General features: G+C 38.1%; 11 protein-coding genes and 3 pseudogenes. 12 read left to right on the forward strand and 2 right to left on the reverse strand.

Going from position 1 to position 15,150, the window contains the following annotated elements; all coding sequences use genetic code 11:
• Positions 1-266: 266 nt before the first annotated feature.
• Positions 267-839 carry a biotin transporter BioY gene (locus QUF86_RS17515; protein WP_289316105.1) on the reverse strand — a complete coding sequence of 191 codons (573 nt, stop codon included), beginning with the start codon at positions 837-839 and terminating at the stop codon, positions 267-269.
• A 330-nt stretch (positions 840-1,169) separates the two neighbouring features.
• On the opposite strand from QUF86_RS17515, the gene QUF86_RS17520 reads away from it, so the two are divergent.
• From QUF86_RS17520 to QUF86_RS17535, 4 genes and pseudogenes are all read left to right on the forward strand, one after another.
• The gene (locus tag QUF86_RS17520; RefSeq protein ID WP_289316106.1) at positions 1,170-1,688 is read left to right on the forward strand and encodes an NfeD family membrane protein; all 519 of its coding nucleotides are present in this window, start codon (positions 1,170-1,172) and stop codon (positions 1,686-1,688) included.
• Between the two features lie 20 nt (positions 1,689-1,708).
• Complete coding sequence (locus QUF86_RS17525; RefSeq protein ID WP_289335023.1) at positions 1,709-3,241, forward strand: flotillin lipid rafts scaffold protein FloT; 1,533 nt, start codon at positions 1,709-1,711, stop codon at positions 3,239-3,241.
• Between the two features lie 168 nt (positions 3,242-3,409).
• Positions 3,410-3,975: pseudogene (locus QUF86_RS17530) on the forward strand (transposase); the annotation flags it as partial.
• Positions 3,976-4,265: 290 nt separating this feature from the next.
• Entirely contained in the window at positions 4,266-4,535 is a 270-nt protein-coding gene (locus QUF86_RS17535) for a hypothetical protein (protein WP_289335024.1), read from the forward strand.
• A 390-nt stretch (positions 4,536-4,925) separates the two neighbouring features.
• On the opposite strand, the gene QUF86_RS17540 is transcribed toward QUF86_RS17535, so the two are convergent.
• Positions 4,926-6,017, reverse strand: a complete 1,092-nt coding sequence (locus QUF86_RS17540; protein ID WP_289335025.1) for a GntR family transcriptional regulator — start codon at positions 6,015-6,017, stop codon at positions 4,926-4,928.
• Positions 6,018-6,366: 349 nt separating this feature from the next.
• On the opposite strand from QUF86_RS17540, the gene QUF86_RS17545 reads away from it, so the two are divergent.
• The 8 genes and pseudogenes from QUF86_RS17545 to QUF86_RS17580 form a co-directional block, all read left to right on the forward strand.
• Positions 6,367-7,977, forward strand: a complete 1,611-nt coding sequence (locus tag QUF86_RS17545; RefSeq protein WP_289335026.1) for a xylulokinase — start codon at positions 6,367-6,369, stop codon at positions 7,975-7,977.
• 22 nt (positions 7,978-7,999) lie between these two features.
• Entirely contained in the window at positions 8,000-8,695 is a 696-nt protein-coding gene (locus tag QUF86_RS17550) for an L-ribulose-5-phosphate 4-epimerase (protein WP_289335027.1), read from the forward strand.
• Positions 8,696-8,746: 51 nt separating this feature from the next.
• The gene (araA, locus tag QUF86_RS17555) at positions 8,747-10,171 is read left to right on the forward strand and encodes an L-arabinose isomerase (RefSeq protein WP_289335028.1); all 1,425 of its coding nucleotides are present in this window, start codon (positions 8,747-8,749) and stop codon (positions 10,169-10,171) included.
• Positions 10,172-10,417: 246 nt separating this feature from the next.
• A complete protein-coding gene (locus QUF86_RS17560) occupies positions 10,418-11,812 on the forward strand; it encodes a sugar porter family MFS transporter (protein WP_289335029.1) in 1,395 nt (464 codons plus the stop codon).
• Between the two features lie 286 nt (positions 11,813-12,098).
• Positions 12,099-13,142: an aldose epimerase family protein gene (locus QUF86_RS17565; protein WP_289335030.1), complete on the forward strand. Its 1,044-nt coding sequence runs from the start codon at positions 12,099-12,101 to the stop codon at positions 13,140-13,142.
• Between the two features lie 153 nt (positions 13,143-13,295).
• A pseudogene (locus tag QUF86_RS17570) lies at positions 13,296-13,559 on the forward strand (flotillin family protein); the annotation flags it as partial.
• A gap of 706 nt (positions 13,560-14,265) precedes the next feature.
• Positions 14,266-14,448, forward strand: coding sequence for a YolD-like family protein (locus QUF86_RS17575; protein WP_137020992.1), 183 nt, complete (start codon positions 14,266-14,268; stop codon positions 14,446-14,448).
• A 431-nt stretch (positions 14,449-14,879) separates the two neighbouring features.
• Positions 14,880-15,149: pseudogene (locus QUF86_RS17580) on the forward strand (flotillin family protein); the annotation flags it as partial.
• Between the last annotated feature and the right edge of the window lies 1 nt (position 15,150).

Raw genomic sequence — 15,150 nt, forward strand, 5'->3', positions numbered from 1 at the left:
GGTGGCATATTCATGTGTGTCCTCAATAGTTGTCAAATTACTGTTACTATAGTAAAATGATTACGGTTAGCAAAGGGGATAATATACATTTGCTATTCATATTCGGACTTATGGGGATAGGACCGCAATAAATACTTGCAAAAAAGATTCTTTTTTAAGAGTCTTTTTTTTGTGTGTGCAAGTGTTCGAGAAATTGAATTATGAGGAAAAAGTGAATAGACGAAAGAGAGGGTACCACAAGCGGTACCCTCTCTTTCATTTACCCATCATTGGGAAAGTGTTGCATTTTTCTTTGGCAGCATATTAGCCGATGCTAACCTTGAACGGATAGTAATGCCAAGCCAAGATGCAAGGAATGCCTTTAAAACGCCTACGATTATAAATGGAGCAAAACCGCTGGCAAATGCCACTGTCCATGATAATGAGCTCATATATTTTAACCAAACTGTACCGATAATCAAAGTAAGTATCATCCCGATAATATTTGCAATGAAAGCCATTGCAACTGAGAACCGCGTTTTTTCCAATATCAGACCGGTTATATATACTGTCGGGATATAGGATAATAAATAACCGCCAGTCGGACCGAATATCTTAGCAAGTCCTCCAGACATTTCAGCGAATACTGGTACTCCGGCAGCTCCTATGAACAAGTATAATAAAACGGAAGAGGTTCCATAACGTGAACCCAGTATCGTAGCTGCCAATCCAACAGCTAGAGTCTGTCCTGTAATCGGTACCATGGGCAATGGAATTGTAATTTGGGCAAGTATTCCTATAAGTGCTGCAAATAAGGCTGTAACCATCATCATTCTTAACTTCTCATGACTTTCCTTCATCGTGTTTCCTCCTAATGTAAACCTGGTTATCAAACGAGTTAACATATAAAGAATTCTAATATGTTAAGTAAACACTGTCAATAAATATTATGAATTTTATTTTAATATAGGTCTTAATATGACCAGATTTGTAAAAAAAGAAAGCAAAATGGATGACAGTTTCAAAAGTTGGTAAAAAGATGAAACTTTTTGAATGCGTCATTCGTATGAATGGTAAGTAAAGTAAATGGAGGCGGTTATACCCATATAATATCAATATTGTAAAATGCTTATCCTAGGTCCTTAAAGTAGTAAGCGGCTTGGAAAAATCGAATTTAAAGGATGAAAGAGATGGAGTTATTTGGGGTTCCATTAGAAACAGTCTATTTATATGGATTAATTATATTCGGAGGGCTAACATTCTTATTTATCTTGTTTAATGATATTTTTTCCGGCCTTGAATTACCGGATATATTTAATCCAACTCTCATTTTTAGCTTCTTGACCGTGTTTTTTGCGAGTGGTTTTTTGCTTGAATCGCTCTCAGGACTTAATGCTGGATTGAGTGCCGGCATTTCCCTGCTCATTTCATTTACCATCGTCACTTTACTGAATGTATTTGTTTTGATTCCCATCTCATCAGCGGAAGAAAGTTTAACATTCCATGAGAATGACCTGAGAGGGAGGGTTGGTAGGGTTCTGACATCAATCCCGGTTGACGGGTTTGGTGAAGTCCTTATTGAAAGCATCAGTGGCAGCATTGCGAAAACTGCGGCGAGTTATAAGAATGAAGGAATTGTTTCGGATACAAAGGTCTTGATCATTGAAGTTAAAAATGGGGTTGTCTATGTTTTGCCCCATCAGGATTAAAAAAGGGTAGGAGGAAGATTATGTTTAATTTGATTTGGGTTGTTGTCGCCATTGTTGCATTTTTACTTATCGCACTTATCGCTGTCTTTGTTACGAAATACCGAACGGCTGGTCCTGATGAAGCATTGATTGTGACCGGAAGCTACTTAGGCAGCAAAAATGTTCACATCGATGAATCAGGAAATAAAATTAAAATCGTCCGCGGCGGAGGTGCTTTCGTACTGCCGGTGTTCCAGCAAGCGGAACCATTGAGCTTGCTGTCAAGCAAACTAGAGGTCTCGACTCCTGAAGTATATACAGAACAGGGTGTTCCTGTCATGGCCGATGGTGTGTCGATAATCAAGATTGGCAGTTCGATCACCGATATCGCCACAGCGGCAGAACAATTCCTTGGTAAATCCAAAGATGACCGTGAGCAGGAAGCACGGGAAGTCTTAGAGGGACATCTTCGTTCCATCCTTGGTTCGATGACAGTCGAGGAAATTTATAAAAATCGTGAAAAGTTTTCCCAGGAAGTACAGAGGGTAGCTTCACAGGATTTAGCTAAGATGGGACTCATAATCGTATCATTCACCATTAAAGATGTCAGGGATAAGAACGGATATCTTGAATCGCTTGGTAAGCCAAGGATTGCGCAAGTGAAAAGGGATGCCGATATAGCAACCGCCGATGCAGAGAAAGAAACGCGAATCAAGCGAGCCGAAGCTTCGAAGGAAGCCCAGCGTGCCGAACTTGAAAGGGCGACTGAAATTGCCGAGGCCGAAAAAATCAACAAGCTAAAGGTTGCGGAGTTCCGGCGTGAGCAGGATATTGCCAAGGCACGAGCCGACCAAGCTTACGATCTTGAAACGGCCAGATCTAAACAGGATGTAACAGAACAGGAAATGCAAATCAGGATCATCGAACGGCAGAAGCAAATTGAGCTGGAGGAAAAAGAAATCCTTCGCCGTGAAAAGCAATACGATTCAGAAGTGAAGAAAAAGGCGGATGCCGACCGTTATGCGGTGGAGCAAGCAGCCTCAGCTAACAAGATGAAACAGATTACAGAAGCGGATGCCGATAAATATAAAATAGAAGCAATGGCGAAAGCGGAAGCGGAACGTGTTCGCATGGACGGTCTTGCTAAAGCGGACGCACAAAGGGCACAAGGTACGACAGAAGCGGAGATTATCCGGTTAAAAGGGGTAGCAGAGGCAGAAGCGAAGCAAAAGATCGCTGAAGCTTTTGAACAGTTCGGTCAAGCAGCCGTAATGGACATGATTTTGAAAATGCTACCGGAGTATGCTAAACAAGTGGCAAGCCCGCTTAGTAATATCGACAAAATTACTGTAGTGGACACGGGTGGAAGCGGTGCGAATGGGGGGGCTAATAAAGTCACTGGGTATGCAACGGATTTAATGGCAACATTGCAGGAGTCATTAAAGGCGTCTTCAGGCATTGATGTCAAAGACTTACTTGAAAATTTCTCGGGAAAGAGAAATTTACCATTTTCAACCATAAGTCAGGAGAATGTCGAAGCGAACATGAATATGGCAGCAGGCAAGGAAGAGTAACTGGGGAAAAATTTAAGGGAGGTAAGAGCTACTTGTATGCTCTTACCTTTTTTTGAATCGTTTTCGCTTATAAAAGGCATGACCAATTTATCTGGCCTTTTATACTTAATAAATATGTTCGTCATCCTCGGTTTTCAAGTAATTCATCATCCTTTTTTTTTGGTGGGAATAATGACAGGCGGAGAAAGTAGACTAGCAGAGAGTGTTATAGAGTTCTGTTCTAGCCGATCGGGTGAATGGGCATGGGGAAAAGCAAAAAACAATGGACTCCGCATCTCGAAATCCACTTCAAATATACGTGTATGAAAGTCACGTAATCAATCTTCGAAAGTATATTGAGTGCTTTTTCATAACCTGGCAAATAAAATGGAAGAATATAAGATAATCCAATCGATTCCCGGTTTAGGAGGAAAAATCGCAGCCACGATTTTCTCTGAAATTGGTGAAATCGATCGGTTTAATCATCCGAAAAAACTGGTTGCCTTCGCTGGAGTAGATCCAAGTGTTCACTCATCGGGTAAGTTTACGGCAACCATTAACCGTATTACAAAAAGAGGTTCGAGCAGACTACGTTATTCTCTGTATCTTGCCGTACTATGCGGCATAAGAAGATCAAGGAACAAAAGCTTAAAGCATTCTATGATAAGAAAAAATATGAAGGAAGACCTGCCAAAGTGTCAATCGTTACCTGTATGAATAAGTTGCTTAATTGGATTTACGCTCTACTAAAGTGAAAAAGAAACGTTCCTAGCTTTAGCCTAATTTAACGGTTTTGTGAAACAGAGAAAAATCCTTCCAAAGGGGTTTTGGAGGGCTATTTGGCATGGCCAAAATAGTATATCATAAGGGAAATGAAAAATTTAGAGAAAGATATTGACACCCTATTAGCTAGTTTAGTTCTTTAGAGAGCTGTGATGAACAGCTCTTTTTTTATACAACTAAAGGGGGGAAGATAATCCAATAATAAAAAATTCATATTTACTATAATTTGGTAAAATAATTTAGAGGAGAAGGGTGGTTAATCATGAAAAAATATTTAGGAGTTATTTCGTTTGCTTTAATTATCTTGATTATTTGTTTCTTTGCTGGAAATATAATACAAGTAATTGATCCTGGAGTAACAACTTTTCGTGTAGTGATGATCTATGGAATCATTATATCTTTCTCTTTCTCTATTCTCAGTGAGAAAGGACTTCTGAGAAAATTAGCTTTAGGTCTTAGTATATTTGTTGGTTTAGTTTACTTTATGGCCGTAGAATTATTGAGAATAATATTCCAGGGTAATGGATTTTAAATTGATTATTCAACAAACAGGTGCTTACTTCATTACCAGGAGCTGCTCAACAGATCCTTTTTCTTATGCAACTAAAGGGGCAGGTTAGCTCGATAGCCAGTATATAATTGTACACCGTTTGCTTGGTACATCCTATCATATCGGCGATTTCCGCATAGTTTCGACCCTTTAAATTACATCAAGAACATTGGTAGCGTTAAAACATCCGTAAATCTTTTAAACCGTGCAAGCATTTTTTTATTTCTTGGATTTCTGGGTTAAGGGTTTCCTTTTGAATGGTTTTCATCATTTGACTACCTCCACATAGGTATGATTGGTTACCTATAAGAATTAGACAAACATTCCCAAAAACCTTTAATTCCATTTATATAGTGATTGATCACACTAAGATTATTGTATTTCTAACTCTTTGACAGTTTCGCCTTCAATTAACACTGGTTGATAATAGGTTTCGTTTGGTAAATCCTTCTTTCCTTGTAATTTCTTAATGACCCAATCAGCTGCATCATGTCCCATTTGTTCTTGTGGGTGTGTCAATGTCGTTAGTTTGATATTAGCATTTTTCGCAATAAAAGAATTGTCTTGGCCAATAATTGATAATTGTTCGGGAATAGAAATATCAAGTTGTCTGCATACATTTGCTACTTCCAACCCTACCTCGTCGTTATAGCAAACAATGGCAGTCAACACGTCTCTATTTTCATTTAGGAACCCTTTCAAGTTCGTGTATAGGTCTAGCTTCGTTTCTGTAGTATACGAAAGCAATTGCTCTGGTTGAAAGCGTAATTTGGCTTCTCCAAGTGCTTTTATATATCCCTTCATTCGATACTTTCCTTGTAAATCATCCATTTTCGAAATGAGTCCAATTTGGGTGTGTCCTTTCGAAATCAATTCTTTTGTTGCGAGGTAGCTTGACTGCACATCATCTAGGCAAAAGAAAGGAACCTCTAATTCTTCATAATAAGCGTTGATCATGATGAATGGAACCTCTTGTTCCTTAAACAATAGGTAGTAAGCGATGTTGGGATTGTAAAGATTGCTTTTTGTAGGTTCAATAATCAAACCATCCACGCCAAATGACAACATCATTTCCAAGGCTTTTTTTTCTTGTTCGACATCATTATTTGTACTGGCTAATAGTAACGAATAATTATCTTCATTCAATCTTCTTTCAATTCCGCGGATAATAGAAGGGAAAATGTAATCAGAAATGTAGGTCGTGATTACACCGATCGTTTTATTTTTGGAATTGCCAACAGATTTTGATTGATATTGGTTACTAACATATGTACCAGATCCTTTTTCACTTCTTAAGAATCCCTCGTTTGATAATTCTAAAATGGACTTTCGTACAGTGTGTCGGCTAACGTTGTACATTTCTTGCATGGCTGTTTCAGTAGGAATTTGTTCCCCTACACTATATTCACCTGTAAGGATTTTATTTTTTAAATCATCAATGATTACCTGATACTTTGGTTTCATTAAAACTCACTTCTTTCATAGTTGTTTGCATTCTAATTTATTTGCTAAAAATATTTGTGCGGACATATTTTAACATAATTTTAAATAAATTAAAACAAATCACCTGAGTTTTTTGTATAAATTATTGAAAAGTTATAAATTCTGCCTAATTACCATTTAGGTTTTATGTCATATAAATTCCTTTATTACTAATTACTAATTTTAAGGTGAGGATGGAGGATATCTCTTAAAAGTTGTAAGTATAAATAATATTGACTGTTGACAAATGTACGTACAAAAAATATAATATGGTTGTAAATAAATTTAAGCGCCTCCTTTTATTGAAAGCGCTGTCAGGAGGGGGATTAACGTGCAAACCACTATATTAAAAAATAAACAAGCGATTACCGAGGGAGAAACTTCACTTGGAATCGAATTTGGATCCACACGTATTAAAGCGGTGTTGATTGATAATCGTTATGAAACAATCGCATCTGGAAGTTATGAGTGGGAGAACCTCTTGGAAGATGGAATTTGGACGTACAACTTAGTGGATATTATCACTGGTCTGCAAACAGCTTATAGTGAAATGAAGCAAGAAGTTGAACGGAATTACGGAATTACAATTCGAAAGATAGGTTCTATTGGATTTTCTGCAATGATGCATGGGTATATGGCTTTTGACAGTACAGGGGAGCTACTTGTTCCGTTTCGAACTTGGCGTAACTCAACAACTGGTGTTGCAGCAAAAGAATTAACTAATCAATTTCAATTTAATATCCCTGAACGATGGAGTATTGCTCACCTTTATCAAGCAATATTAAATGAAGAGAAACATTTGCCTCGCATTGATTGTATTACGACTTTGGCTGGATACATTCACTGGTTATTGACTGGTAATAAAGCAATTGGCATTGGAGATGCTTCAGGCATGTTCCCAATTGATGAATCAACGCAAGATTACAATGAATCAATGGTTAAGCAGTTTGACGATTTAATTGCGACGAAAGGTTATCCTTGGAAGCTAAAAGAGATTCTTCCTAAAGTATACATTTCAGGCGAGCAAGCGGGTGAATTAACCGAAATTGGAGCGAAAATCCTGGATAGATCAAGAAATTTACAACCAGGCACTCCAATTTGCCCACCAGAAGGCGATGCCGGAACTGGAATGGTTGCTACGAATAGTGTGAGGAAACGAACTGGAAACGTATCAGTAGGAACTTCTGTTTTTGCCATGATTGTACTAGAGAAAGAACTTTCAAAAGTATATCCAGAAATTGATTTGGTAACTACACCAAACGGAAGTCCAGTTGGAATGGTTCACGCGAATAACTGTTCAAGTGATCTCAATGCTTGGCTGGGATTGTTCCGTGAATTTTCTGAGGCAATGGGACAAAAGGTTGATACAAATAAATTATTTGAAGTAATGTTGAATAAGGCTTTGGAAGCGGATCCAGATGGTGGCGGTTTGCTTAGCTACGGTTATTTCTCAGGTGAAAATATCACAGGATTAGAAAAAGGGCGACCATTATTTGTTCGTTCGCCTGAGAGTCATTTCAATTTAGCAAACTTCATGCGGACTCACCTATTTACTGCTTTCGGTGCTTTGAAAATCGGAATGGGTATTTTGACAAAGGAAGAAAATGTTGCAATTGATCGTATTTTGGCTCACGGTGGTTTATTTAAAACTCCTCTTGTTGGACAAAAAATTGTTGCCGCTGCATTGAATACTCCAGTATCAGTTATGTCAACAGCAGGAGAAGGCGGCGCGTGGGGAATGGCGATTCTTGCATCTTACATGATGAATAAAGATCAAAAAGAAAGTTTAGAAGACTTCCTCGACAAAAAAGTATTCGAAGAGGTTGATGGGCAAGAAATTTATCCTGATCAAGTAGATGTTAAAGGATTTGAAGCATTTATTGAAAGATACAGGAAGGGTTTAGTAATTGAGCAGGCCGCTGTAGACAATTTGATGTTATGAGTGGAAAAAAGGAGGGATTGACGTGTTAAAACAACTGAAAGAAGAGGTATTTCAAGCAAATTTGGACTTGCCTAAATATGGACTCGTGAAATATACATGGGGAAATGCAAGTGCCATTGATCGTGAAAGTGGTTTATTTGTTATCAAACCTAGTGGTGTTGATTACGACACGATGAAAGCAAGTGATATGGTTGTTGTTGATTTAGATGGCAATGTTGTTGAAGGAGAGATGAGGCCTTCATCAGATACAGCGACTCACGCAGTACTTTATAAGTATTACCAAGAAATCGGCGGCATTGTGCATACTCATTCAACTTGGGCGACAATCTGGGCTCAAGCAGGCCTTGATGTTCCAGCGATGGGGACCACTCATGCAGACACATTTTACGGATCCGTCCCATGTGCCCGCTACCTAACACAAGAGGAGATTGATCGTGGGTACGAAGTGGAGACTGGGAAGTTAATCATCGAAACATTTGAAGAGCGTGGGTTAGACATTTTAGCCGTTCCTGGTGTCTTACTTCATGGTCATGGTCCGTTTACTTGGGGCAAAGATGCAAAATCCGCCGTAATGAATAGTGTGGTGTTGGATGAAGTTTCAAAAATGAATTTATTTACACGGGAATTAAATCATTTTGCAAAAGAATTACCACAAAATATTTTGGATAAACACTATTTACGAAAACATGGAAAATATGCTTATTACGGTCAAAAATAAGATCAACTCTATCAATTTATTAAACCATTAGATTAAGAAAAGAGGATTATTATGTTAACAACAGAAAAAAGGGAATTTTGGTTTGTCGTAGGATCACAACATCTATATGGGGAAGAAGCGTTAGCAGAGGTCAAGGCGCATGCACAAACGATAACCGATGCATTAAATGAAAGCGGTATTTTACCTTATCCACTTGTATTGCAAGATTTAGCTGTTAGTGCAGATAAAATCACAAGCATCATGAAAGAAGTCAACTATCGTAACGAAGTTGCCGGTGTCATCACTTGGATGCATACTTTCTCACCTGCAAAAATGTGGATTCGTGGAACAAAATTATTACAAAAACCATTGCTTCATTTAGCTACACAATTCAATGAAAGTATTCCTTGGGCAACGATTGATATGGACTTTATGAACCTAAACCAATCCGCTCATGGTGACCGTGAATATGGTTTTATCAATGCACGTTTGAAAAAACAAAATAAAGTTGTTGTAGGTTATTGGGAGCGCCCTGAAGTGCGTCAGCAAATTGCACAATGGATGGACGTAGCGGTTGCTTATAACGAAAGCTTTAACATTAAGGTCGCTCGCTTTGGAGACAACATGCGTAACGTTGGAGTAACCGAAGGGGATAAGGTTGAAGCGCAAATCCAATTTGGGTGGACAGTTGATTATTTTGGAATCGGAGACCTTGTTCAATATGTAAATGCGGTTACTGATGAAGAAATTGATGCTTTATTTGCAGAATACGAAGGCCTTTATGAATTTGATTATGGTACCTACAGTAGGGAAGATTGGGAGAAAAGCGTAAAGGTACAGGCAAGTTATGAAATTGCGTTTAAACGTTTCCTTGATGATGGTGGTTACACGGCCTTCACAACGAACTTCGAAGATTTATATGGGATGAAACAACTTCCTGGTCTTGCCGTCCAACGTTTGATGGCACAGGGATATGGCTTTGCGGGTGAAGGAGATTGGAAGACGGCAGCACTTGATCGCTTACTGAAAGTGATGAGCCATAACCAATCAACTGGCTTTATGGAAGATTACACATATGAATTAGCTGCTGGACAAGAATCAATCCTTCAATCACATATGCTTGAAGTCGACCCATCTTTAGCAAGTAACAAACCAAAAATTGTCGTATCTCCATTAGGCATAGGTGATCGTGAAGATCCAGCTCGATTAGTATTCGACGGCAAAGCAGGGGACGGTGTCGTTGTTTCCATGGCTGACTTTGGTACAAACTATAAACTATTGATTAATGAAGTTTCTGCATTTGAGCCAACTGTTCCAGCACCAAACCTTCCAGTGGCCCGTGTACTTTGGGAAGTGAAGCCAAACTTCCAAGATGGAGTGAAAGCTTGGCTTGAGAATGGTGGCGGTCACCATACAGTTGTTTCATTGAATTTAACAACAGACCAAATCATAACCTATGCAAAACTTGTTGGCTTGGAATACGTAGTTATTAAGTAATGTCTCTCCCTTCCAAGGAGGCTGTGCTTCCTTGGAGGGAAAAAATAGGTAATCCAGAAGTTGTAGACTGGAAATGGTAACCATTAGTATGATCCCTTTAATCGTAAGCGTGTTCGTGGTTTTCAGGGAAAAGATGAAAGCGTTTTAATAGCAGAATAACGACACAGAATTCATCCTAATAAATAATTTTTAGTAGTGGGATTTTTTAAGGAAATATAATTTCAAAACCTTGAGGAGGGAATTTTAATGGTTAATGAAAAGAAAATCTCAAGTGGATTCATTTATTTTTTTGGGGCTTTTGGAGGCATTCTCTTCGGTTATGATATCGGCGTTATGACGGGTGCTTTGCCTTTTCTGCAACATGATTGGAACCTTCAAAACAACCCTGGTGCTATTGGCTGGATTACCTCTTCGTTGATGTTTGGAGCTATATTTGGAGGTGCGCTGGCCGGACAACTTTCTGATCGTTTAGGACGGCGCAAAATGATTTTAATATCTTCTATCATTTTTGCTGTTGGATCCATTTTGGCAGGAATATCCCCTCATAATGGGATCCTTTTTATGATTGTTGCCCGGATTTTATTAGGGTTGGCTGTTGGTGCTGCATCTGCATTGGTCCCAGCCTATATGTCGGAAATGGCGCCAGCACGTTTACGTGGACGTCTGTCAGGAATTAATCAAACAATGATTGTCTCTGGAATGTTGCTTTCGTACATTGTCGCTTATTTATTGAAAGACTTACCAGGAACAATGGCATGGCGATTGATGCTTAGTTTGGCTGCCGTACCTGCTTTGATCTTATTTATTGGAGTGTCAAGGTTACCCGAATCACCTCGTTTTTTAATTAAAAACAATAAAATTGATGAAGCTCGTAAGGTGTTGGGATTTATTCGCTCTAACAAAGAACAAATTGATTCTGAAATAACACAAATTCAAGAAACTGTTAAAGAGGAAGCAAAGGTAAATCAAAAAGCATCATGGGGTACACTTTTAAGTAATAAATACCGTTATTTAGTAATTGCTGGTGTGGGTGTTGCTGCGTTTCAACAATTCCAGGGAGCAAACGCTATTTTTTATTATATTCCTATGATTGTGGAAAAAGCAACAGGGCATGAAGCCAGCTCAGTATTGATGTGGCCAATTATTCAAGGGGTTATTCTCGTACTAGGTTCATTAATATTCCTTATGATAGCTGATAAATTTAATCGCCGTACTTTATTAACAATAGGTGGAACTATTATGGGGCTATCCTTTATTTTGCCGGCAATATTGAATTTATTAATTCCTAATGCAAATCCGATGATGATGGTTGTCTTTTTAAGTATCTATGTAGCACTTTATTCATTCACGTGGGCTCCTTTAACTTGGGTCATAGTTGGAGAAATTTTCCCGCTGGTAATTCGCGGGCGTGCGTCAGGATTAGCTTCATCATTTAACTGGATTGGTTCTTTCTTGGTTGGATTGCTATTTCCAATCATGACCGCTTCGATGTCTCAAGAAGCTGTTTTTGCAATCTTTGGTGCTGTTTGTTTACTTGGTGTTTTATTTATCCGGACATGCGTTCCTGAAACTCGAGGTCATACTTTGGAGGAAATTGAAAAAATTGGAGAAAGTAAACAAGCTAAGGGAAAAAGTGCTTAAATTAGACCTATGAGATTTGGAGCAGAATTCAAAGAAGATATACACAAATAGGAGAGTTAAGCATGCATTTTAAATCAGGGGGTCATAGGGGAAAATACTTCTGTAATTATGATCTATTTATACACATCATGAACATGTTGATTTACTAATATGACTCCCTTTCTTAAGGCCGAAGTTGCTACTTCGGCTTTTCAACTATTAAAATGTTTGCTGAACTTTTTGTGCAATTAATGGTGTTTTAGCTTTTATTTATATGAAGGAATTTAATAGGGAGGAGCCGAAAAAAATGAAAACATCACAAAGCTCGTTTGGAAATGAAGTCTTGCTGTTTACTATAGAAAATGATCATGGAGTAAGAATAGAAGTTACAAACTTTGGTGCAAGAATCGTCAATCTGTTCGTCCTAACGGAAACGGGTCGTAATAATATCGTATTGGGATTTGACTCGATTGAGGATTACAAAAAAGAAACATATTATGGAGCAACAATAGGAAGAGTCGCTGGAAGAATAAAAAATGGCCAATTTTCAATTGGTGAATCACGTTACCAAACATCTGTAAATCAATTAGGAAATACATTACACGGTGGCAACCCTGGATTCGATGAAAAAATCTGGGATTATGAAGTGAAGGAGACGGATGAAAGTGCATCGATCATCTTTTCAACCCACTCACCTGATGGCGAGAATGGTTTTCCGGGGAATTTGAAAGTAAGTGTGACTTATACATTAGACAACTTAAATATTTGGTCAGTCAGCTATCAAGCAACTAGTGATAAAGACACAATTTTTAATCCGACCAATCACGTCTATTTTAACTTAACAGGGCATCCCAGCAATCCAATCGATGATCATTTCTTACAAATCTTTTCTGAAGAATTTGCACCAGTAAATGACGATACCACGGTAACTGGGGAAAAGCGAAGCACAATTGGCACGCCTTATGATTTTCGAACCCCAAAGAAATTAAAATCAACCTTTGAAGCAATTGACGCAGAAGTTAAAAAGGTTCGAGGAATCGATCATCCATTCTTCCTTGCGGGCTCAGGACTTCATCAAACTGCAGCCAAATTAATTAGTCCTGACCAGAAAATAACAGTCGAGGTATACACAGAAGAGCCTGCGGTTGTCATTTACACTGCAAACTTTGTGAAAGGTGTGCCACTCATGCACGGAGAAAAATTAATTCAACACGGCGGAATAACGTTTGAAACCCAAGCTGCTCCAGGAGCGATTGAGTTTGAAGATTTTGGAGATATTCTTCTTTTATCAGGCGAAAATTATACTTCCCAAACAAAATACAAAATTGAAGTCAGGACCCCACTCAGCTGAGGTTTCCAGTTATTGTGTTAAAGCGTTGAATAGGTGGATTTGGTTTCGATAATTTTACATCGATTCGGCTGCTAGTTAGGATCAACATCCGGTGCCTGTCAGAGTGATCGAGCATAGGTCGTGACATATAGCGGGTGGGATTCCCGCCGAATACAAGTGGCAAGCCCGCTTAGTAATATCGACAAAATTACTGTAGTGGATACCGGTGGAAGCGGTGTGAGTGGAGGGGCTAATAAAGTAACTGGATATGCAACGGATTTAATGGCAACATTGCAGGAGTCATTAAAGGCGTCTTCAGGCATTGATGTCAAAGACTTACTTGAAAATTTCTCGGGAAAGAGAAATTTACCATTTTCAACCATAAGTCAGGAGAATGTCGAAGCGAACATGAATATGGCAGCAGGCAAGGAAGAGTAAAAGGTAATTCATACTGTTCATCACATAAAATAAAAGCTGGTGCAAAAGACAAATAAATATTTAAATAACATAAATAATATTGAAGATTTGACCATTAAGAGCAATAGGGCCAAATCATACAAGAAGAAGCAACAGATATACAATCTGTTGCTTCTTCTTGTTGAAGCGCTTTGACATTTATTCTGTGAACTCTATTGAATATTCATAGTTGTTGCCGTTTGGTATTGTAGCGAAAACAGAAAGCCGACTGCCGTTTACAATGGGGCCTTTCCCATCTTCAAAGTCGATGCTCATACTCATTGAGGATGACGGGTCAATGCTAGCTAAAACTCCCAACTCAGCTAAGTCCTCTGGAGAGTAGGTTTGGAGAACAGAACTATCAGAATCATAAACTTTCACACTATCTATAGCGACTGTTTCTTTGGCATAATTGACGAGTTCGAAAGGATCCGGCGTACTTTATATCTAGAAAGACAAATTTTAAATGTGGTCGGTGGTGACCCCCAAAAATATTACCATTTCCTAGCCTATTCTGATTTTCCTAAAATATTCTAATGTTCAAACTTTCACAAATTGTTCACATCAATAATGAAAACGCTTACGATTTTCATTGTATAATATACATATCTTAACTGATTTCATAGTATTGCACCAAGTATCATACAATTTTAATAAATTATTGAATAGACAGAAAGGAGATAATCAGATGATCTTGAAATCGTTGAAAAAAAAGGGCATAACGACCATCATTTATTATAAAGAAGGAGTATTAAAAACATGTAAGGGTCAATTGCATAAACTTAACCTTAATGAACAAACCCTTTCCTTAAAGGATGAAAATCAAAAGATTTCCTCTATTCGTTTATCTCGTATTATGGAAATATATTAACTTAATTACTTTCATTTAACTAATTAAAGTTACAATATATTTATTAATCCCGAATCTTTAGTATATTACTAGAGGTTCTTTTTTCATATATGGAAAGCTAAAGGGTCGTTTAGCATTCCTGTAGTTAGTAATTTTTCAGTTTTGAAAAAAATAGGGCTCCTCATTTCCGGATTGATAAATATAGTTTTATTCTTTGTAGATGGTAGTATCCTTTCTTGAATAGACAGTCTCTTATATTTTTCAGTGCTTCTTCACTATGGTTTACGAAATAAAATCTTCTGTGGATTAATCAGTATTGATACATAACAAATTTATATTTTTAAGATTCAATTTTAGGTTTAATTTCTCCCAGCAACACTTGGGTTTAATGGATACTCCATATACCATATATAAATTCTTTAATTTCTCCCGTAATATATCTCTGTTACAAGGAGGGACATCTTCGTTCCATCCTTGGTTCGATGACAGTTGAGGAAATTTATAAAAATCGTGAAAAGTTTTCCCAGGAAGTACAGAGGGTAGCTTCACAGGATTTAGCTAAGATGGGACTCATAATCGTATCATTCACCAATAAAGATGTCCGGGATAAGAACGGATATCTTGAATCGCTTGGTAAGCCAAGGATTGCGCAAGTGAAAAGGGATGCCGATATAGCAACCGCCGATGCAGAGAAAGAAACGCGAATCAAGCGAGCCGAAGCGG

The sequence above is a fragment of the Peribacillus sp. NJ11 genome (assembly GCF_030348405.1).
Lineage (GTDB): Bacteria > Bacillota > Bacilli > Bacillales > DSM-1321 > Peribacillus.

What these genes read in the sequence shown, in the direction of transcription:
- QUF86_RS17515 (WP_289316105.1), bottom strand. Translation starts at nt 839, where the DNA reads ATGAAGGAAAGTCATGAGAAGTTAAGAATGATGATGGTTACAGCCTTA.
- QUF86_RS17520 (WP_289316106.1), top strand. Translation starts at nt 1,170, where the DNA reads ATGGAGTTATTTGGGGTTCCATTAGAAACAGTCTATTTATATGGATTA.
- QUF86_RS17525 (WP_289335023.1), top strand. Translation starts at nt 1,709, where the DNA reads ATGTTTAATTTGATTTGGGTTGTTGTCGCCATTGTTGCATTTTTACTT.
- QUF86_RS17535 (WP_289335024.1), top strand. Translation starts at nt 4,266, where the DNA reads ATGAAAAAATATTTAGGAGTTATTTCGTTTGCTTTAATTATCTTGATT.
- QUF86_RS17540 (WP_289335025.1), bottom strand. Translation starts at nt 6,017, where the DNA reads ATGAAACCAAAGTATCAGGTAATCATTGATGATTTAAAAAATAAAATC.
- araA (WP_289335028.1), top strand. Translation starts at nt 8,747, where the DNA reads ATGTTAACAACAGAAAAAAGGGAATTTTGGTTTGTCGTAGGATCACAA.
- QUF86_RS17560 (WP_289335029.1), top strand. Translation starts at nt 10,418, where the DNA reads ATGGTTAATGAAAAGAAAATCTCAAGTGGATTCATTTATTTTTTTGGG.
- QUF86_RS17565 (WP_289335030.1), top strand. Translation starts at nt 12,099, where the DNA reads ATGAAAACATCACAAAGCTCGTTTGGAAATGAAGTCTTGCTGTTTACT.
- QUF86_RS17575 (WP_137020992.1), top strand. Translation starts at nt 14,266, where the DNA reads ATGATCTTGAAATCGTTGAAAAAAAAGGGCATAACGACCATCATTTAT.